The following is a 20,304-nucleotide window of genomic DNA, read 5'->3' on the forward strand; positions in this document are numbered from 1 at the left end:
ATTGGTTGGGTCACACCAGTGCAGAAATCTTGCGCTGAACAAAAGGGACCCTGAAATTGAAAAAATTGCCGATGGTTTCAATCATCGATGATGACGAGTCCGTTAGGTCGGCAACTGCCAGCTTGTTGCGTTCACTTGGCTACAATGTGCGTACATTCAGCGAGGCAAGATCATTTCTTGACCATCCGGAACGTGACGATACCACCTGCATCATCACTGACATTCAGATGCCTTCCATGACGGGATTGGAGTTGCAGCAGGTTCTTCTGGCTGAACATTCACAAATTCCGATGATCTTCGTTACAGGTTTTCCAAACGAACAATCAGAAAAAGTGGTTCGCAGGAATGGGGCAAAAGGTTTCTTTGCAAAACCGTTTCAGGCGCAGGAACTCATTGATTGTTTGGAAGATATTCTTTCCCGATCAGATTGACCGATCTTAAGCGCTCATACTTTGGTATTGCGCGATCATTTCCATGTGCAATGGAAGGACAGGCCCCTGTCAGTCATGCTTCCGGACATGCTGCTACTGTGACCCCGACCAGCAAGCAGCGACCGCCGGAGTGGCCCCTCCGGCTGAAAAAGTAATTTGCTTGTTCCACGTCTGGCAACAGATCTCTCTCCTCCCTGGAGATCATGAAACAGAGACGGATCCGCAAACATTGCAAATTACCCTTCCTGGCTGCCGGCGCGAGACATCAAGTTCGTTTTCAACAGCGAAATCCTCGTGTCGGCAGCCAGCTTTTTTAGTGTCGGTGTTTTTGGAATACAAAGGATTCAAGATGTCGACGTTGCACTTTCGCGACTTGAAAATTCAAACCAAGATCATGTTGCTCATGGGACTGATTGTAGCCGGTTTGGTCTTGCCAACGGTTTTCGAACTGAAATCTCTCAAAACGGCTTTAATTGATGAGAGAAAGGGAGAGTTGCAGCAAGCAACTGAGATCCTTGAAGGGATGTTCGCAAACTTACAGGTTCAGGTCTCCCAAGGTGAGAAATCTCTGACAGAGGCACAGACGGATGCGCTGGGACTGATCCAGCATCTTCAATACGGCAAGCACGGTTACTTCGTTATTCTCAATGCAAGTGGCAAAGTCTTGTTTCATCCTTTTCAGGCCGATCTGGTTGGTAAGGAGACAGATCAGGTCGTCGATGCAAACGGTCGGCATTTTCTCAGTGAACAGGCGGCAGTCGCCCGCAATAGCCAAGGCGGGTTTGTGACATATCTCTGGCGAAAGCCCGAAGATGCCAGCATATCTTCAAAACTCACATATTCCCGGTTTTTCGAGCCTTGGGGCTGGGTTCTGACCACCGGGGCATATATTGACGATATTGATCAAAGGTTTTGGAATAGGGCGCTGCGAGATATCTTCTTCGCAGTTGGTGTGCTCGTCATCATCGCCAGTTTCGGATGGCTGGTTGGGCGCGGTATTTCGGACCCCATTCGTCAGGTGACGTTCGCAGTGAATAAGTTGGTCGCCGGTGATACAGCGGACAATCTATATATTCGCGACAGGAAAGACGAGATTGGTGAACTCTGCAAAGCACTGAATGTTTTTCGACGCAATAAACTTGAGGCCGACCGGTTACATCTGGAACAAACGGCCACTCAGCGAGCTCAATTGGCGCAGTCAGCCCGGATCGAAGGATTGGTCCAAGAGTTTCAAAGCACGGTGGAAGAGAACCTGACGGTCGTACAGGCCGCCATTACCCAGTTGCGCAGTGCTGCCGGTGACATGGCAGACCAGTCAGACCAAGCGACCAGTCAGACTGAACTGGTTGCGGGTGAGACGCAGAAGTCAGTTGGCAATGTTGGAACGGTTGCATCGGCGTCAACTCAACTGACATCTGCAATCAAGGAAATTGCCCAACAGGTCCATCGTGGGTCCGAAATCGCTCAGACCGGGGCAGAAGAAGCGGTTCTCGCCAATCGTGTGTTTGCTGATCTTGAAGGTGCTGTTGACGCAATCGGATGTGTTGTTCAGTTGATTCAGGGGATTGCAGAGAAAACCAATTTGCTGGCGTTGAACGCAACCATCGAGGCTGCACGCGCCGGAAGGGCCGGCAAGGGATTTTCGGTTGTTGCAGCTGAAGTCAAAACCCTGTCGACGCAAACCACACGTGCTACGGAAGATATTTCAAACCAGATCGCACATATTCAGGCTTCAACACGATCGGCAACCTCGACGGTGACGATGTTGTCGAAGCGAATGAGCGAAATTAGTGCAATTTCAAGCGTGATCTCGGCCGCGGTTCATGAGCAGGATAGTGCGACCAGTGAAATCTCGCGCAATATGTCAGAAGTGGAAGTTGGTACCCAGAAAATACTTTCGAGCTTGGAAGGTTTGAGAAAAGCCGCGCATCTTGGGCGTGTGGATGCGAGCGAGGTCTGGCAGGCCGCGGAAAATCTCAATGAAAAATCGACCAGTTTATTGACGAATATCGAAGAGTTTCTGGCTGATGTCAGGGCGGCTCAACAGTTAAAGCTTGCTGACTATGCCTTTCGGACATGACAAGGTGTCGTTGGGGTGAAACCGCGCGCGATGTCCGCAGCAAATGACACCTTGCTTTACACTGTTATTGATCGTGCAAGTGCAGTCATAAACGCCAAAGTTCATGAATGACGGTTGGTGAACTTTTTACTGAAAGAAGACGCATATAGGAGACGTGATCACCCCTTGGTGGGCGCGGAGCACCTTTAGAATAGCCCGGGATATCCTGCTGCGATGATACCTTTGAGAGTGAGCTGCAGTTCTTTGGCGTGGTCTGCCTTTAGTGCTCCTTCGTCTTTTTTACGATCTGCCAGAATGCCGTTTTTGCCGAGTTGATCGCAAAACTGATCGGTAGTCCAATAATGGTATCTTTCTGATGAACAAGCTCGACCGCAGTTTGTTGGAATATTGTTGGCTTCTGCCTCTGTAGGCTTTGTGTTCAGGAAATCCCGAACATTGGAAATGTTGACAGTTTCCTTGGCTGGCTAAAATTTAAAAGTAAAAGCGCAAATTAGGAAGAACCGGCCATAGGACGGGCGCAATGTCACAGAGCTCGAAATTAATTTTTGGAGAATTGTCAGCTTTTCTGTCAATTCTGCAGGTTTTTGTCATCTTTTGTGACAATCGATGACAACTTATCTGGCAATCGAAAATGCTAAGGCATTGATTTCGCTTTATGTCGAATGTCAGCTTTTGTGGCACCTGACAATGGAGCAGTGTTTACAGCGTGTACTCACTGCTCCATTGCCTCTAATTTCCGAATGAATCCCGACTAAGGTATCTGCAACCCGAATTGTCATAATTCGGGGTTATGAAGTAGTTTGCGTATTAAGAAGTTTCGCAAAGTTTCTTCAGGCGTCCGGACTTGCGAGCGTCCTCAAGATAAGCTTTTATAAAGTCGGCGCTTTCCCTGTTTTGTGCAGGTGTTGCGATTGCCTGTTTGATATGCATGAACGGATCAGGCAGGAGCCTTAAATTCGTGTTGCTGGCGATGTGACTTTCAAGGGATTGTCGAATTCCGGCTGCAACGTCGATCCCGTTGTCGATAAACATGTCCATCACCGATTTTGTGCCGTCGGTCCGGATGATTTCGGCATGTTGAAGATGTCGGGTTAAATACAGATCATAGGCAGCCCCCTTGCCAACCGCGACAGTGACGCCAGATTGATCAACTTCCCTGTTTGATGTGATCTGAGAATCCTTGCGCACCAGATAGTTGCCTTCGATCAGGAAATAGGGGGCGCTAAAGGTGATGCTTTCGGATCGTTTTGGATCCCGGGCGATGAAGGCGAAGTCCCAGGTGCCTCGAGAGACAGCTTCGACGACAGCGCGGGCGGATGTATAAATTTCGAGCTTGTAGGGCAGGTCGAGTTCGCGGGCAATGTCGCGGGCAAGGTTGACGGTGATGCCGCTGACTTCACCACTTTGAGGATCGAAACGGGTTAAAACACTGTTGCCGATATTGATCGCAAAGCGAAGGGTTCCGGATGGAGCAATCCTGCTTTGAAGTGACATTCAGATTTCCTCCCCTGAGTTTTGAAAAAGCAGCGAATTCGGGTTGTATGCTATTGAGTCCAAATGTATCTATTTGTGAGTTGTTCTGAACATCCATCACAACCCGAAGGCGGAAAGATGAGCAAGAAACAGGAAAAGCCGAGCGGATCGAGCGTATATGACATGCTGCTTGATGCGATTGACTGTGGTGATCTTTCGCCGGGCAGTCGTCTGCGCGAGGTGGAAATTGCCGAACGCTTCGGGATTAGCCGCACACCGGTGCGTGAAGCCCTTAAACGGCTTGAACAGCAGGGGCTGGTTACGCACGAGCCCCATCACGGTGCCGTTGTAACCGTTCTTGATTATCGCGAGGTCGGGGAGCTTTACCTTGTGCGCGAGGTGATGGAAGGAACAGCAGCGCGTCTGGCGGCTCTTCATGCCACGGATGTCGAGATTAATGTTCTGCGTGAAATGGTCGAAGCCGATCGGGAATTTACCGACAATCCTGGCGAATTGATGCGCAGAAACAAGCTGTTCCATCGACAAATTCATCTTCTGGCGCGCAACCGGTTTCTTGATGATCTGCTTGAAAATATGCGGGTTTCGCTTGTGCTGTTGGCGGGGACGACCCTTGCCATTCAAAACCGTGGTGCCCAGTCGCTTGACGAACATCAGGAGATTGTTGATGCCATCGCCCGCCGAGATCCAGATGCGGCGGAAAAGGCGGCACGTGCCCATATCAACAACGCCTATCGCGCCCGCATCAGATTGCAGGCGGAACTCGAACAGTAAGCAGTCCCGGCGATATTCTGTCATAGATATCGCTGGGCAATCGGTGCCCCGATGACAACAATGAACACTCGACACACGTGATGGAGCGATACAAAGGCGGCATCAGCACCGACGATGATGGCCAGAAGTGTCATTTCGGCTTGGCCACCGGGGGCATAGGCCAAAATGGTGTCGAGGAAATCGATATCGCCAAAGATTGAAATCACCCCGGCAAATGCCGCGGCGAGCATAAAGATCAACATGCAAAATCCGACAGCCGCCGCTGCTGCAATCATGATGATCCGGCGGTCCGCACCGGCATAACGGCATCCGATGGAAATCCCGACGACGAGCTGTGCAATGATCATGATTTCGACTGGTGGCCGATGGGAGATTAAGCCGGTCATGCTCATTACTGCGGCGGTCAACATCGGGCCAATGATTGTTGCGCCCTTTACCCGAAGTTTGGCCGCGATCAACCAGCCACCAAATGCGCAGGTCAGGATCAGAAACTCTTCCTGAAGCGGGATGTCCGCCCAATGGCTGCCAACGGACTGCCCGCGTGAAAATTCGATGCCGAGGGCTAGGCTGAGAAACAGGGGCAGGATGACGACAACCGCAAAGGCGCGGGTAGCCTGAACAATTGACAGAATGCGCACATCTGCGCCCGCAGCGGCCCCGAACGCAATCATGTCGGGAAGACCGCCGGGCATGGTGGAATAATATGCGGTCGGCTTGTCAAACTTGCAGATGCGATGAAAAAACGGAAAGCCGATCAGCGCCAGAACAGCCAGATAAACCGGAATGAAAGCGAGGCTGAAAGCCATTTCATCAATCCTCCCCAGCAAGGCCGGTGTGAAAGATGCGCCGATGGCAACACCCAGAAACGTACGGGCGGGAGCTAGAACGTGTTTGCTGCTTGATGTCCTTAGACCGGCAACACTGGCGATGGCGGTCGTCGCAAGCGGACCAAGCAACCAGGGTAAAGGCACCGCGAGTTGTTCGGCGCTGATGCCGCCAACAATGCCGATCAGTAATGTCAGGAGGAGACTGGGTAGTTTTTGGGGCAATTTGATCATCGGGTACCTGTCGCAAAGCAAAGAGGTCTTTGGCGGTCGTCGCTGATAAAAAATGCCCCGCTACTCGTGGCGTGTAGCGGGGCAGGTGTTCCCGGGTGCTGGTTATGCGAGCGGGAACGGGAGATCCCAGATTTCCTGAATCAGTCCGCGCGGGAAATAGAGATGCAGCAAATAGGACATCAGCGATACGGCAGCGAGGACACCACCGGCAACCAATGCCGCACGCGTCCAGCTAAGACCGGAGCGCAGGGCAAGGAAAGCCAGCAGGAAGACACCGATTGCCAGCCAGTATCCCAGCAAGGCAGCCGTAATAAGCAATCCGGTAATCCAGCCCAGATGAAGCCAGATGCCAGACTTGTATTCAGAAACACCATCACCGGTCGGAAGATCGATGTCTTCCATATCCGGATTACGCAGTCCACCGCGCGACATTCGCCAGATCAGAAGCATGGACAGGACCAGCATGGGAATTGCGATAACCTGGGTAAAGATATTGCCTTGCCAGGTCAGGTCCCTGGTGAAGAACAGGGCAAAGATCGCGAGCCCTGCCATGGTTAGTGCCATCAGGTATTGCGCCGGGTTGGCTTTTGTCGTCGGGTTGTCCTGTGCAGCAAGGTTTTGCTTTTTCAGCAATCGCAAACCACCAAACAGGGTGATGGCACAGATCGCCAGCAGGATCAGGAATATCGGTCGTTCGAATACCGACCATCCATAGAATTGCGAGGTCTGGTAAAAGTTGGTTTCAACCCCGTTTGACAGCACGAAACCAATCATAAGGGCCGGGCGCGGATATCCGAAACGGCGCATGTAGATGGCAAAGATACCAATAGCCATCGCGAAAATCAGATCGCCCCAGCTGCGCGATGACTGGTATGTCGCGAAGATCAACAGCACAATCAGAAACGGTGCAAGAAGACGCACATTAACCCGGGTGAGCTGGGAAATCGGTTGGGCCAGCATGACACACAAGGCCGCCCCGATCAGGTTGGCAATCGCAAGCGACCAGATGATTACGTAAACTGTATCAATCTCGTACTTGATCATGTTCAGGCCGGGTTCGACACCGAGCAGGATCATCCCACCCAGCAAAACGGCGGTTGCGCCTGATCCGGGAATGCCAAAAATCAGGGTCGGAACAAGTGATCCGCCTTCTTTGGCATTGTTGGCAGATTCCGGTGCCAGAACGCCGCGGATGTCGCCCTTGCCGAAATTCTCCTTGTCCTTGGAACTTTGCACCGCGTGGCCATAAGCGATCCAGTCAACAACCGATGCGCCAAGGCCGGGCAACATACCGACAAGCGACCCGATGCCAGCACAGCGCAAGATCAGGAACTTGTTGCGCAAGGCATCCTTGACCCCGGTAAGCCAGCTGCCCGACAGTCTTGTTTCCTGTGATACAGATGTGTCACGTCGCAAAAGATCGACAATTTCCGGGATGGCAAAGATGGAAATGGCAATCACCATCAACGGTATGCCATTGGACAAATACAGGACGTCAAAATCCATCCGGTATTCGTTTGATGTTGGTGTCATGCCGACCATGCCCAGAAGAAGTCCAAGCATCGAGGCAATCAATCCCTTGATAAAGGATCGGCCTGCAAGCAACCCGACCATCGAAAGGCCAAGGGCGGCAAGCATCAACATCTCGCCAGTGCCAAATGACAGAACAACCGGTCGGGCAATTTGGATGATGGCGGTCAGAATGACAGCGCCGATTAATCCTCCGAACAGCGACGCGGTAAAGGCCGCCGCAAGCGCGCGTCCGGCCTGCCCCTGTTTGGCGAGTTCATAACCGTCAAGAACAGTGGCCTGAGACCCGACAGACCCCGGTATGCCGATCAGAACGGCCGGGAATGTATCGGCCGTGCAAATCACGGCCATCACGCCGATCATCAGGGCCAGACCGGAAACCGGATCAAGTCCATACACAAAAGGCAAAAGAATTGCGAGGCCGACGGTGCCGCCAAAGCCGGGAAGAACCCCGACCACCAGACCCATAATTACGCCGCCAACGAGATAAAGTATCGACGCGCCGCTGAAAATTTGCAGAAACGCGCCGCCAAGTGCCTCGACCATAAGTGTCGTCCGCTCCCAAGGTTTATTCTATACGGGAAACCCGATGCCACATGGTGGCACCGGGTAGAGAGCCGCTTTGGTTCGGGTTAGTTCGAGAAATTGTATTTCTCTTTGAGCCAGTTGGTGATCCACGCCTGAGCTTCTTCGGGAACCTCGGTCGCGTCTTTCATCGCCTGGACAACCTGATCGCCAACAATGATTTCATAGTTGCCAAGTTCGTCCTTAAGGATCTTTTGCGCACGCGGGTCTTCAGCAACTTCTTTCATTGCGGCACGATAGGTATCAATTACGTCCTGATCGCTTGATTTCGGCAGAACGATGAATTTCTGGGTGCCGTAACCCGCAGTGAAGAATGCCTTCCAGCTATCCCATGCCGGGCCGGAAGGCTTTTTGCCGTGAACCTTTTCATAAACTTCCGGGAAGCTTGGAACGTCCGGGAAGGTAGGGTCGCGACCGATGGAGCCATCCGCCTGAAGGGCTCCAAGAGACATGAAGGGCACCATTTCACCTTCTTCTACCAGTGGCACCACGTGCTTAAGGTAGGTTGGGGTGGTCTGGTAATCGATATTGACTTCGTTGCGCTGGATCGCCTGACGGGTCAGAGCCCGGCTTTTCATGCCGAATACGGCCTGGACATCAAGGCCAAGCATTTCAAAGGCGAGCAACGGTACGAGATCAAGTGTCGAAATGGCCTGTGAGCCAAAGACCAGTTTCATGTCTTTGAGCGTGGCAAAATCATCAACGCTTTTAACGCCGCTGTCGGTACGCAGATATACCATGCCACCGATAGGTGAGGCCAGAACAGGGGCCCAGTCGGCATAGTCATAACGAACACGCTTGTCGCCCAGCAAGAACGGGAATTGTACCGAGCCGGTGGTGCCGAAAATCATTTCACCACCAGGTTTCATCCGCCGGTGAAATTCGTTGGAGCCACCAATGGCGCCGCCGGTTGTTTCGTTGACGATAATCACGTCCGGCTTACCCGGAAGTTTTTCGGCAATGAAAGGTTGTAGCGCGCGGGCCCAGGTGTCGGTCCCGCCGCCTTCTTTGAAAGGTACCCAGAATTCGATTGTCTTGTCGGTGTAGTCAGCAGCAGATGCCACCGTTGGAAGCAAAAGTGCGCAGGCAAATGCTGCGGACATCAGCTTTTTCATGTTCGTTCCTCCGTGACCAGTTCAGATGCCAAGAGGCGCTTTTATGTGCCGCGCCGGCCTTGGCATTGCTGGTCTGTTAAATCCGCCGCTGATTGGTTTTGTTTTTGCGTCGGAAACCTGATTTCTGTTTTCCGTGTGATTAACGCGCAGCCGAGTGGAATTCCTGAACGGGTCGCTTTGGAAACTCTGGATGAAGGACAGCGGGTAGACAGATTTGGGTCGTGCTATCGGCGCCAAGGTTTCCGCACGGATAATGGCGGTGCGTCAATCTTCAACCTCAGGCTATGGATAGGCCGTGTGGATAGGAAATTGAACAAGCGGTAACATCTATTGATTTTTTCTATAGATATTACAATTCTTTGGGAATTTATGAACGATCGGCATTAGGGTTTTCCCATGTCAATATCAGTGGCTCTTGAATAAGTCATTGTAAATAATTAATAAATTTACTTCATAGGGGCTGAATTTCTGTTTTTGAACATTGTTTGGACGAGGGGGGCTGTCTAATTGCTATTTGAAATGTGAAAGAAATCACTTGATTCAAAATTGGATGCAGTTGTATGCAATTTTAAAATTCATAAAATGAAAACCGGAAGGATCGATCCATGAATATGTCCGAGGTTATGGCACGCTATCTTCGCGCGGCAGGTGTTGACGTCATATTTGGTTATCCGGGGGACCCCAGTGTGGAGCTTCTTGAAGGATGCCGTAATGTGGGCATGGACTTCATTCTCGGTCGTCGGGAAGGCACCGCAGGTTTGATGGCCCAGGCATACGGGATGCTGACCGGTAAACCCGGTGTTGCATTGTCGACCTTGGGTCCGGGGTCGACCAATCTGGTGAATGCGGTGGCAAATGCGTATCTTGACCGGACCCCGATGATCGCGATTTCCGGGCAGATCGATACCAAACGTTTGCCGACCTTTACCCATCAGGTAGTCGATCAGCACAGCCTTTTTACCCCGGTATCAAAATGGGCAACCGAAATTGCCCCTCATACCGTTGGTCATGTCATGCGCAAGGCACACCGTATTGCCATGGCTCCGCGTAAAGGTCCGGTGCATTTGACCACACCGGCGGATTATGTCGGTGCCACTGCCCTTGATGATGAAATCAAGCTGCCGCCGGTTGATGGTGTCGGTTATGGTGTTGTGGTTTATGGCGAAGATACCGACCCGGTGGGCTTGATCAATGGTGCCAAGCGCCCGGTTGTTCTTTATGGTATTTCAGCAATGCAGGGAAATGCCGGTGCCGAGATCGCGGCGCTGGCCGAGAAGGTCGGTGCGGCACTGGTATCATCGCCGATGGCAAAGGGTACGGTTGCCGAAACGCATCCGCTGTTTGCCGGTGTGCTTGATATGGCATGTAATGCCCAGATGTGGGATTTGGTCAGGTCGGCCGATTTGGTTATTGCGGCCGGGTTTGACGGTGTTGAGTTGATCAAGGCATGGGATGTGTCTGCCCCGGTTTTGCACATCGACAATGTTCCAAACACCGATCAGATCTATGAAAGCCCGGTCGAAATGGTGGGGGCAATCAGTCATATCCTGGCATCCCTGACCGCAGATGTAAAAAGTGCTGATGGATTTGGCACCAAGGCAATCAAGGCGCATCGGGATGCACTTATGGCGGCCTATGAAGATGGCCGTGTTTCGGGCGTTCTTAACCCGTCTGATGTAATTCGTGTTGCCAAGGCCGATGCGCCAACCGATACGATCGTGACCGCCGATGTCGGGTCGCACAAGCTTTTGGTCGGGCAGGGTTGGACCACGCATAATCCGCGCAGTTGTCTGAATTCCAATGGCCTGTCTTCGATGGGCTTTTCATTGCCAGCGGCAATGGTCGCCAAATACCTTAATCCGGACCGCAATGTGATTTGCTTTACCGGGGATGGCGGGCTTGCAATGGTTCAAAGCGAACTGCGTCTTGCGGCATCGCTTGGCCTGGGGCTTAAGGTCGTGGTGTTCTGCGATAATTCGCTCAATCGGATCGAACTTAAGCAAATGGCGCGTCAATATCCGTCAACCGGCACAGTCATCGAAGATACCGATGTCGTCAAAATGGCAGAGTCAATGGCATGCGACGGTATCATGGTCGAGACAGAGCAGGCGCTGGCAGATGCATTGTCTCGTCCGGTTTTAAACACCCCGCTGGTGATCGGGGCTCGGATTGATCCGAAACAATACTGGACACAGTTCTGATTATGGTTGCCATGAAGCCCCCGTCACCTTCTCCGATTTGCGGATTTTCGTCCTATCTGGCCGATATGAGGCAAATGGAAATCAGTGACCATGTCCTGCATCATGCAAGACGGGTTTTGATTGATTACATGGCGGCCCTTTTGGCCGGTGCGGACAAGGAGCCTGCGACCAACCTGATCCAGGCGCTGGATGCGGAAGTCGGGATCGGACGGTGCAGTGTGACCGGTCATTCCATGATGGCGTTACCGCGTGCGGCAGCCCTGATTAACGGAACTGCGTCACATATCGTCGAGTTTGACGATATTTTTCGCGATGGCATTTATCATCCCGGATGTCCGGTAATTGCCGCCGCGATTGCCGCCTGCGAACAGGTTGAGGCAAGCCAGGACACTTTGCTTCGATCCATTATTGCCGGATATGAGGTTTCAACACGGATTGCCGCCGCCATTCAGCCGTCACATTACCGGTATTGGCATACGACCGGAACTGTCGGAACGTTCGGGGCCGCAGCCGCGGTTTCGGTTGTACTTGATCTGAATGTGGAACAGGCGGCGCATGCCCTTGCGACTGCGGGAACCTTCGCTGCCGGATTGCAACAGGCGTTTCGATCCGATGCAATGAGTAAACCCTTGCATGCGGGGCGGGCTGCCGAAGGCGGCTATCTTGCCGCTGTTTCTGCAAGGTGTGGTGTGACCGGTGCCTTGGATGTGCTTGAAGGCGAGGCCGGTTTTGGCGCTGCGATGAGTACGGATGTTGATTGGCAAGCTGCACTGGATGGTTTGGGCAAGACATACAACATTGTGCATATGACGGTTAAGAATCATGGATGTTGCGGCCACACATTTGCGGCGATTGACGGGGCATTGTATCTGCGTGATCGGCATGGGCTTTCAGTTGATGATATTGAGACCATTCGTGTCGGCACATATCAGGTCGCATTGAATGTGACGGGTAATCCGCGCCATAACACCCCGTTCGAGGGCAAGTTCAATTTGCGTTATGTTGTCGCGCATGCGCTGGTTTTCGGATCGGTACGCCTGAACGCGTTTGATGCCGATCATCTATCAAATCCGGTGATCACGCAGTTGGTCGACAGGACGGAACTGTTTTGCGATCAGAAAGCAGAAAGGGCATTTCCCGCTGCACGCGGTGCCCGTGTTTCCATCAGGCTTAAGAATCAACAGACGTTTGAGCATTACCAGCCCACCAGAATCGGTGATCCGGATGCGGCGTTAAGCGACCCGCAGCTTGAAGCCAAGTTCATCGAGCTCGCCGAAGAATGTTTGACGGGTAGTCAGGTGCGCGGTCTGCTTGACCTGCTTTGGCAGGTTGGTGGGGGTAGGTCTTCTTTGGAAATAGGGGATTTTATTAGAGCCTGTCAGGCATCCGGGTAAGCGTGCCTGAGCAAACTTGATCAATCAAGTGGCAGTCATCCAGCAAGAAATAATTTGATCAGTGTAACGCTTTGAGTTGACAGACGAGCGTCGGGCGTACAGTTATAGAAAAAATTGTATGCAACAGTATGCAATATAGAGACGGAGAGGGAAGCATCGACGTGAAAACCCACCATGACCATTATGATGTGCTTGTTGCCGGTGGCGGACAGGCCGGGCTGATCGCGGCAATTGTTGCGGCGGAAAAAGGGGCCCGTGTTTGTGTGCTTGAAGGTGCGCCACGTACGCATAGGGGCGGCAATACGCGTCATACGCGTAACTTGCGCCCGATGCATCTTGGGCCGCTTTCGGTCCTGAGCGGTACTTATGACGAAGAAGAATATTGGGAAGACCTTCTGCGTGTGACCAAGGGCAAGACCAATGAAAAGCTTGCCCGCATGACACTGCGAAAATCGACCGAAGCCGTCGACTGGCTTGAAAGCCGGGGTGTGCAGTTCCAGCCCCCTTTGGGCGGGACCCTGCATCTGGGCCGTACCAATGCCTTCTTTATGGGCGGTGGCAAGCAGCTTCTCAATGTGCTTTATCGCCATGCCGAAGGATTGGGTGTCGAAATTCATTATGATGCAATGGTCACCGGGATCGACATTGAAGATGGTGCGTTCAAGGGCCTGAACGTTGGTGAACATCGCGTAACGGCGACCGCCTTTGTTGCTGCTGCTGGTGGGTTTGAGGCCAATATCGAATGGCTGAAAGAAGCCTGGGGCGATGTTGCCGAGAACTTTCTGATCCGCGGGACCCCGTACAATCGGGGAACGTTGCTGCGCATGATGCTTGATGCAGGTGTGCAGCAGATCGGGGAGCCTGACCAGTGCCATGCTGTGGCGATTGATGGTCGTGCACCGAAATTTGATGGCGGCATCTGTACCCGTGTCGATTGTGTGTCACTGGGTGTTGTGGTGAATGAAAACGCCGAGCGTTTCTATGACGAAGGCGAGGATTTTTGGCCGAAACGCTATGCGATCTGGGGGCGACTTGTTGCCGATCAGCCCAATCAGGTCGCCCATGTGATCATTGATCAAAAGGCAAAGGGCGGCTTTATGCCCCCGGTATTCCCGGCTGTTGTTGCGGACACAATCCCGGAACTGGCCGAGAAGGTTGGCATTGATCCGGTTCAGCTTGAAAAAACCATCACGGAATATAACGCCGCGGCCCAGCCGGGCAGCTTTGATCATACAGAACTTGATGGTCTGCATACCGAAGGGCTGGCGGTTAACAAAACCAACTGGGCGCGGACAATCGATCAGCCGCCCTATAGCGCCTATTCGCTACGACCGGGGATCACGTTTACCTATCTCGGTGTTGAAGTCAGTGAAAAGGCACAGGTTCAGATGGCGTCGGGCAAGGAATGCCCGAACATTTTTGCCGCGGGTGAAATCATGGCGGGCAACGTTCTGGGGCAGGGATATCTGGCCGGGATCGGCATGACCATCGGAAATGTATTTGGACGAATTGCAGGAAGCGAGGCTGCGGATTATGCGCTCAACCGATAAAACAACTGAAGCTGCACGGGTGATGTCGATCTGCAATGCCTGTCGCTATTGCGAGGGACATTGCGCGGTGTTTCAGGCAATGGAGCTTCGGCTTGAATTCAACGCCGATACGGTCGATTACCTGTCTAACCTGTGTCACAACTGCGGTGCGTGCTATCACAATTGCCAGTATGCGCCGCCCCATGAATTTGCCTTGAATGTTCCCGCCGCAATGGCAGAACTTCGTCAGGAAAATTACGGCGTTTATGCGTGGCCGGGTTTCATGGGCAAGCTGTTTGCCAATAACGGTTTGTGGGTCAGTGCGCTTTCGATTGTTGTGATTGCTGTATTCTTTGCTGCAACAGCGATCCTGAGTGGTGCGGACTTCTTTGCCGTGCATGAAAACGCGTTTTACGGCGTGATTTCGCACAATGTCCTTGCTGGAACTTTTGGCGCGGTCGGATTGTTTGTTCTGATCGCGCTTGGGGCGTCAGTTACCAAGTTCTGGAAAACCATGCGTCTGCCCGGCCCGTTTGTCCTTGATTACGGGCGGGTCCTGCAAGGGGTCAAGGACGCGCTTAGTCTTAAATATCTTGATGGTGGCAATGGGCAGGGATGTTCATACCCCGACGACAAGCCGTCAATGGCGCGTCGCTGGTTCCATCAGATGACCTTCTGGGGCTTCATGCTGTGCTTTGCAGCCACCTCGGTTGGTACGGTCATGCATTACGGTTTCAATCTTCCGGCACCTTATGGATATGTCAGCTTGCCCAAGCTGTTTGGCATTCTGGGCGGTATCGGCTTGATTGTCGGCCCGATTGGTCTTCTTGCGCTGAAAGCAAAGGCCGATCCAGCGCCCAAAGGCAAAAGTAACAAGGGTATGGATGTCAGTTTCCTGTTCCTGCTTTTGATGACCAGCGTGACGGGGCTTGCATTGATGCTGGTAAAGGAAACGGCTTTTGTTGGTGTGGCATTGAGCATTCATTTGGGTGTTGTCATGACCCTGTTTCTGTCCATGCCCTATGGCAAATTCGTTCACGGTTTCTATCGCCTTGTCGCCTTGATGGTCTTTGCGGTCGAAAAGAACGATCACAAGGCCGTTGTCGGCGTGTGCGAGAAAAAGAAAGCCGCCTGATCAACGTAACCAGAGTCGGGGATTGCGGGCGCATTTCGCGCCATCAGTCTCCGGTCTCCTGCCTTCGCTGTTGCTGTTTGCAGTTTTTCTCCTGTGGTGTCTTCCCGAAATAGCAAGGGTTTCCAATAGGTTCTCGCCACACAACATGAAAAACATCTGCATATAATTTGACATTATGAAAATTGATTTCATAATAACAAAAATATTAGGGAGGTTCTGGTGTCGGTTTCCAATCCCGGAAATGCTTTGCCAGCAAAAACAGATCTGATCATTCTGGGAAGTGGTGTTGCCGGGCTTACCGCTGCGTTGACCGCTTCGCTGGCGGGATTGCGCTGTGTTGTGCTGGAACATACATCGGGGATCGGTGGCACAAGCGCGCGATCATCTGGCACCGTTTGGGTGCCGGGTAACATGTATATGCGCGATGCCGGGATTGAAGACGCCGAACTGGCAGCGCGTTATGTCGGGACGCTGGTGGGGAACCGCGGACCGGAACCGATGTGGCGGCGGTTTCTGGAAGTCGCGCCGCGTATGCAGCAAGATCTTGCCGAACGTGCCAGGATCGATTTTCGCCCGTTCAAAACCGCCCCGGATTACCGACAGGATGTTGAAGGTGCTGCATCGGGATGGCGTCCGTTGGAACCGTTGCCGTATGACGGTCGCAAGCTTGGCGCGATGTTTGACAAGCTTGCGCTGCCGATCCCGGAATTGATGCTGTTTGGCAAATTGATGATTACGCGGGCAGAGGCGCAAAGCCTTCTGAAGGCGGATCGATCAATTGGCAGTGCATTGCTGGGGCTGCGTCTTCTTGGGCGCTATGCTGTTGACAGATTGAAGTATCGCCGTGGCACGCGGCTTGTTCTTGGCAATGCTCTGGTTGCACGTTTGCTTGCGGCTTGTCTTGAAAATGGTGTGTCGGTTTTCACCGATGTATCGGTTTCCGGTTTGGTGCAGGAAAATGACCGGATCACCGGCGTTAGCATTGGCAACATAGATCAATCCATTATCGCAGATAAAGGCGTGGTGATGGCTGGTGGCGGTTATCCGTCCAGTGCGGCCTGGCGAGATCGGGAGCTTCCAAAACCTGTTGCCGAGTTTAGCCCGGCTGCACCTGGATGTGTTGGCAGTACGATTGCACTGGCCCGGAAAGTTGGTGCAGTGTTGGGCACAAGTGGCATTGATAATGCCCTTTGGTTCCCGAGTTCGGTCATGACCCGACAGGATGGCAGCAAGGCGGTTTATCCCCACATCGTTCTGGATCGTGCCAAACCGGGAAGCATCATCGTCAATCAAAGCGGCAACCGCTTTGTGAACGAGGCCGTTTCCTATCACGAATTTGTTCGTGGCATGTATCGGGCCAACGGGACGGAAACATGCATTCCGGCATGGATGATTTGCAGTCGCAACTTCATCGCCAAATACGGGCTTGGTCTTATTCGGCCGCGTACGCCGTTCCTTGGGAAGTATATCAAGTCCGGCTATTTGATTGAAGGCGGATCACTGTCCGAACTTGCCGATAAAACAGGAATGCCGGTGGATGCGCTTGAACAGACAGTCGCGCATTTTAATGCCATGGCAAAGAACGGAAAAGACCAGGATTTTGGCCGTGGTGAAACAATTTATGACCGCAGCAACGGCGACGCGACACATATTCCGAACCCATGCCTAGGCGTGATTGAAAACGGTCCGTTCTATGCGGTGAAACTTTATCCAACCCCATTGGGAACCAGTCGTGGACTGGCGACCGATACACAATCCCGGGTGCTTGATGACACAGGCAACCCGATTGATGGCCTGTATGCGTGTGGCAACGATATGCAATCTGCTTTTGGCGGGGAATATCCCGGTGCTGGCGCGCAACTGGGTCAAGCGATGACATTTGCCTGGATTGCCGCACATCATGCGGCAGGTCAGGAAATTTGACGAAATTTGCGAAAAACCCACGAAGGACTTAAAGAACATGGTTAAGAAAAAGGGTGGCGAGATTATCGCTGAATCGCTGGTCAAAGAGGGAATTGACCACGTATTCGGGATTTGCGGCCACGGCAATATCGGTTTGCTGGATTGCCTTTATGATGTGCGCGACGAAGTGCGTCTTGTATCTCCGCGCCACGAACAGACCGCGGTACATATGGCAGACGGCTATTTCCGCGTTTCGCACAAGCCTGCTGCAACGCTGACCTCGACCGGCCCGGGCTCGGCCAACCAGATCATGGGGCTTGCATTGGCACAGACCGACAGTTCTGCGATCTATTCGATCACGGCCAACGTTCCGACGTCACAGTTCAACCGTGGCCCATTCCAGGAACTTAACCAAAACCATCAGGCCGATTTCAACAATGTGGTCAAGCCGGTCGTCAAGCGCAGCTATCAGCCAAGCCGTGTCGAAATGCTGCCTTTGGCCATGCGTCAAGCGGCAATGACAATGACCACAGGCCGCCCCGGCCCGGTCAATATCGATATCCCCTATAACCTGTTTCAGGAAGAAGCCGAAGTCACCGAGGAAGTCGCCGGTTCAAGCTTTGGCAAGCGTCGCAGTGGTGCCAGCAACGATGATGTTGCCAAGGTCGTTGACGCCTTGCTGGCAGCCGAACGCCCGGTAATTTTCATCGGTCATGGCGTGACCCTGTCCGAAGCATCTGCTGAACTGACCGCCCTTGCCAAGCGTCTGAGCATTCCTGTCATCAGCTCGCCGAACGGTATGGGCTGCATGAATATGTCCGATCCGCTTTCCCTTGGCTTTATTGGCCGAAATGGTGCGTATCAGGCAAACCAGGCAGGCCGTCATTCCGATGTCGTTCTGGCAATCGGGGTGCGTTTTGATGACCGTTCGGCATCGTCCTGGCGAGAAGGCTATTCGTGGAATTTCCCGAAAACCAAACTGATCCATGTTGATGTTGATCACGCCGAAATCGGTCGTAACTATCTTCCCGATATGGCGATCCTGGCCGATGCAAAGGCCTTCATTACGCAGGTCCTGTCAGAGCTTGATCGTCGTTCTGTCGGCGAAGGTGGCCGTCTGGCAGGATGGCATAGTGACATTGCAGGCTGGAAAGCACAGTGGGACAAGTTTATCGCCCCGGGCTTTGAAACCCATTCCAGTCCGATCCGCCCGGAACGTATTGTTGCGGATTGCCGTAAGGTTCTGCCCAATGACGCGATCATCTCGCTTGATTCCGGTATTCACCACAACTGGTTCATGCAGTTCTGGGAAGCACGTCAGCCGCAGACGATGCTTAATACCTGGGGCTATTCCGGGATGGGCTTTGGGCCCAGCTCGATCCTGGGTGCAAAACTTGCGGCACCGGACAAGGTCTGCGTCTCGGTATCGGGTGATGGCGGCTTTACAATGGTGCCGCATGTCTTGTGTACGGCTGTTGAATACAACATTCCGGTCGTCTGGGTGGTGTGGAACAACTTTGCCTGGGGGGCGATCCGCGATCTGCAATATGCATATTTCAATGGTCGTGAATATGGCACCGGCTTCTATGAAGGCGACAATAAGACGCCGTATAACCCAGACTTCGCTGCATGGGCGCGCGCATCGGGCGTTGCGGGCTATACCGTGACCCGTTCGCAGGACTTTGCCGCAACGCTTGAAGAAGCCGTCAAGCTGAACAAACCGGCCCTGATTGATGTGCATGTCGATGCCAACATTCGTCCGCCATCAACAGGTTCGTGGGAACTGCCGCCGCTGAAGCCGAAAGAGCCGGTATTCGGTGAACCTTGGAAGCCGTGATCAGACACAAACACCCTGGGAGGACGTCATGACGAAGGAACGCAAAACCTGTGTTCGAAACATTGCCGAAGAACCGTGGCAACAGTACCCCGGACATTTCGGGTCCGCATTGTCGAAGGCGCTGGTAGCGCCCGAGACAACCGGATCACAATTGATGGATTACCGCATTTCGACCTATCAGCCGATGGGCTATGTCGAACGCCATGTCCATAAGGTTCAGGAACAGGTCTATCATATTCTGGATGGTGAAGGCCTGATGGAGATTGATGATGAAAAGCGTGTTGTTCGCAAGAATGACGTGATCTTCATTGCGCCGGGCACCTGGCATTCAATCGTCAATAGTGGTCTAGGCGACCTGACATTCATCGTGGTAACAACACCGATCAAAGACGAATAATCGATCAAGGCGGATCAGGAATGGCGGTTTCGACGAAAACCAAAAAGAATGCCGATGATAAACCGGCGGAAAAAGGCGGCATCCAGTCACTTGAACGTGCCTCGATGTTGCTTGATCTGGTGGCGTCAGCCGGGCCGGACGGAATGCCGTTGACGGAACTTAGCGAGCGTTCCGGTTTGCACAGCAGTACGGCCTTTCACCTGATCCGTACCCTTGAGAATGTCGGGTTCCTGACCAAAAAAGATGACAGCAAACGGTATCTTATCGGCAGCAAGATTTTCATGCTTGCTGCCGGTGCTATGAATGAAAATGCTTTGCTGCTTGAAGGCACGCCGGTTCTTGCCGCGCTAAGTGACAAGACCGGCGAGGCCTCTCACCTTGCCGTACGATCAAACAGTGAGATTGTTCTGGTGGCCCGCATGGCCGCCAAGGGCATGTTGCAAATGTCGGAACGGACCGGCGCGGTGCGCCCGGCCCATGCCACGGCAATTGGCAAGATATTGTTCAGTCAGTGCAATGAAGCAGAACTGGAACAACTTTTGTCGGATATCGATTTTCGGGCCTATACCGACAATACCCTGACGAGTGCTGCCAAACTGCGACGTGAACTGACTGATATAAGAAAAAACAATGTCGCCCATGATCGGTGCGAACTGGACCCCGATGTGCGTTGCATTGCAGTTCCGGTCTATGATTTTGCCGGACGGTGCGTCGCGGCTATGGGGGTTTCCGGGCCGGTCTGGCGCATGTCCGAAGACATCATCCCCCAACGTATCGAAGAACTGAAAACCGCTGCGGCCACGCTTTCCAAGGCGCTTGGCGCGACTTTCTAAATTTGTCAGTTA

General features: G+C 52.9%; 15 protein-coding genes. 11 read left to right on the forward strand and 4 right to left on the reverse strand.

Annotated features, from left to right (window positions below; translation table 11 throughout):
- Positions 1–56 precede the first annotated feature (56 nt).
- The gene (locus TH19_RS18575; RefSeq protein WP_220151767.1) at positions 57–431 is read left to right on the forward strand and encodes a response regulator transcription factor; all 375 of its coding nucleotides are present in this window, start codon (positions 57–59) and stop codon (positions 429–431) included.
- 349 nt (positions 432–780) lie between these two features.
- Complete coding sequence (locus tag TH19_RS18580; RefSeq protein WP_181846478.1) at positions 781–2,511, forward strand: methyl-accepting chemotaxis protein; 1,731 nt, start codon at positions 781–783, stop codon at positions 2,509–2,511.
- Positions 2,512–3,318: 807 nt separating this feature from the next.
- Here the strand turns inward: TH19_RS18580 and TH19_RS18585 are convergent.
- A complete protein-coding gene (locus TH19_RS18585; RefSeq protein ID WP_114103853.1) occupies positions 3,319–4,005 on the reverse strand; it encodes a transporter substrate-binding domain-containing protein in 687 nt (228 codons plus the stop codon).
- A gap of 117 nt (positions 4,006–4,122) precedes the next feature.
- Here TH19_RS18585 and TH19_RS18590 point away from each other — a divergent pair, with 117 nt between their 5' ends.
- Complete coding sequence (locus tag TH19_RS18590; RefSeq protein ID WP_114103854.1) at positions 4,123–4,776, forward strand: GntR family transcriptional regulator; 654 nt, start codon at positions 4,123–4,125, stop codon at positions 4,774–4,776.
- A 20-nt stretch (positions 4,777–4,796) separates the two neighbouring features.
- On the opposite strand, the gene TH19_RS18595 is transcribed toward TH19_RS18590, so the two are convergent.
- From TH19_RS18595 to TH19_RS18605, 3 genes are all read right to left on the reverse strand, one after another.
- Positions 4,797–5,834 (reverse strand): AbrB family transcriptional regulator, encoded by a 1,038-nt coding sequence (locus tag TH19_RS18595; RefSeq protein WP_114103855.1) that lies wholly within the window; start codon positions 5,832–5,834, stop codon positions 4,797–4,799.
- Between the two features lie 102 nt (positions 5,835–5,936).
- Positions 5,937–7,910 carry a tripartite tricarboxylate transporter permease gene (locus TH19_RS18600; protein WP_114103856.1) on the reverse strand — a complete coding sequence of 658 codons (1,974 nt, stop codon included), beginning with the start codon at positions 7,908–7,910 and terminating at the stop codon, positions 5,937–5,939.
- Positions 7,911–7,996: 86 nt separating this feature from the next.
- Complete coding sequence (locus TH19_RS18605; RefSeq protein WP_181846479.1) at positions 7,997–9,064, reverse strand: Bug family tripartite tricarboxylate transporter substrate binding protein; 1,068 nt, start codon at positions 9,062–9,064, stop codon at positions 7,997–7,999.
- Positions 9,065–9,669: 605 nt separating this feature from the next.
- On the opposite strand from TH19_RS18605, the gene TH19_RS18610 reads away from it, so the two are divergent.
- The 8 genes from TH19_RS18610 to TH19_RS18645 all read left to right on the forward strand — a co-directional run bounded on the left by TH19_RS18610 (position 9,670) and on the right by TH19_RS18645 (position 20,292).
- Positions 9,670–11,265 (forward strand): thiamine pyrophosphate-binding protein, encoded by a 1,596-nt coding sequence (locus TH19_RS18610; RefSeq protein WP_114103857.1) that lies wholly within the window; start codon positions 9,670–9,672, stop codon positions 11,263–11,265.
- An 11-nt stretch (positions 11,266–11,276) separates the two neighbouring features.
- Positions 11,277–12,659, forward strand: a complete 1,383-nt coding sequence (locus TH19_RS18615) for an MmgE/PrpD family protein (protein ID WP_114103883.1) — start codon at positions 11,277–11,279, stop codon at positions 12,657–12,659.
- 161 nt (positions 12,660–12,820) lie between these two features.
- Positions 12,821–14,209, forward strand: coding sequence for an FAD-dependent tricarballylate dehydrogenase TcuA (gene tcuA, locus TH19_RS18620; protein ID WP_258548039.1), 1,389 nt, complete (start codon positions 12,821–12,823; stop codon positions 14,207–14,209).
- Positions 14,193–15,323, forward strand: coding sequence for a tricarballylate utilization 4Fe-4S protein TcuB (gene tcuB, locus TH19_RS18625; protein ID WP_220151769.1), 1,131 nt, complete (start codon positions 14,193–14,195; stop codon positions 15,321–15,323). Before tcuA ends, tcuB begins: the two co-directional genes overlap by 17 nt.
- Before the next feature lie 246 nt (positions 15,324–15,569).
- The gene (locus tag TH19_RS18630; protein WP_220151770.1) at positions 15,570–17,246 is read left to right on the forward strand and encodes an FAD-dependent oxidoreductase; all 1,677 of its coding nucleotides are present in this window, start codon (positions 15,570–15,572) and stop codon (positions 17,244–17,246) included.
- A gap of 37 nt (positions 17,247–17,283) precedes the next feature.
- Positions 17,284–19,062 carry a thiamine pyrophosphate-binding protein gene (locus TH19_RS18635; protein ID WP_114103884.1) on the forward strand — a complete coding sequence of 593 codons (1,779 nt, stop codon included), beginning with the start codon at positions 17,284–17,286 and terminating at the stop codon, positions 19,060–19,062.
- A gap of 28 nt (positions 19,063–19,090) precedes the next feature.
- A complete protein-coding gene (locus TH19_RS18640) occupies positions 19,091–19,459 on the forward strand; it encodes a cupin domain-containing protein (RefSeq protein WP_114103861.1) in 369 nt (122 codons plus the stop codon).
- Between the two features lie 20 nt (positions 19,460–19,479).
- Positions 19,480–20,292: an IclR family transcriptional regulator gene (locus TH19_RS18645; protein ID WP_114103862.1), complete on the forward strand. Its 813-nt coding sequence runs from the start codon at positions 19,480–19,482 to the stop codon at positions 20,290–20,292.
- The last annotated feature ends 12 nt before the right edge of the window (positions 20,293–20,304 follow it).

The sequence above is a fragment of the Thalassospira profundimaris genome, from assembly GCF_003326675.1.
Lineage (GTDB): Bacteria > Pseudomonadota > Alphaproteobacteria > Rhodospirillales > Thalassospiraceae > Thalassospira > Thalassospira aquimaris.

Coding starts and splice junctions, on each gene's coding strand:
- TH19_RS18640 (WP_114103861.1), top strand. CDS start 19,091: ATGACGAAGGAACGCAAAACCTGTGTTCGAAACATTGCCGAAGAACCG.
- TH19_RS18600 (WP_114103856.1), bottom strand. CDS start 7,910: ATGGTCGAGGCACTTGGCGGCGCGTTTCTGCAAATTTTCAGCGGCGCG.
- TH19_RS18610 (WP_114103857.1), top strand. CDS start 9,670: ATGAATATGTCCGAGGTTATGGCACGCTATCTTCGCGCGGCAGGTGTT.
- TH19_RS18590 (WP_114103854.1), top strand. CDS start 4,123: ATGAGCAAGAAACAGGAAAAGCCGAGCGGATCGAGCGTATATGACATG.
- tcuB (WP_220151769.1), top strand. CDS start 14,193: ATGCGCTCAACCGATAAAACAACTGAAGCTGCACGGGTGATGTCGATC.
- TH19_RS18645 (WP_114103862.1), top strand. CDS start 19,480: ATGGCGGTTTCGACGAAAACCAAAAAGAATGCCGATGATAAACCGGCG.
- TH19_RS18585 (WP_114103853.1), bottom strand. CDS start 4,005: ATGTCACTTCAAAGCAGGATTGCTCCATCCGGAACCCTTCGCTTTGCG.
- TH19_RS18605 (WP_181846479.1), bottom strand. CDS start 9,064: ATGAAAAAGCTGATGTCCGCAGCATTTGCCTGCGCACTTTTGCTTCCA.
- TH19_RS18595 (WP_114103855.1), bottom strand. CDS start 5,834: ATGATCAAATTGCCCCAAAAACTACCCAGTCTCCTCCTGACATTACTG.
- TH19_RS18635 (WP_114103884.1), top strand. CDS start 17,284: ATGGTTAAGAAAAAGGGTGGCGAGATTATCGCTGAATCGCTGGTCAAA.
- TH19_RS18615 (WP_114103883.1), top strand. CDS start 11,277: ATGAAGCCCCCGTCACCTTCTCCGATTTGCGGATTTTCGTCCTATCTG.
- TH19_RS18580 (WP_181846478.1), top strand. CDS start 781: ATGTCGACGTTGCACTTTCGCGACTTGAAAATTCAAACCAAGATCATG.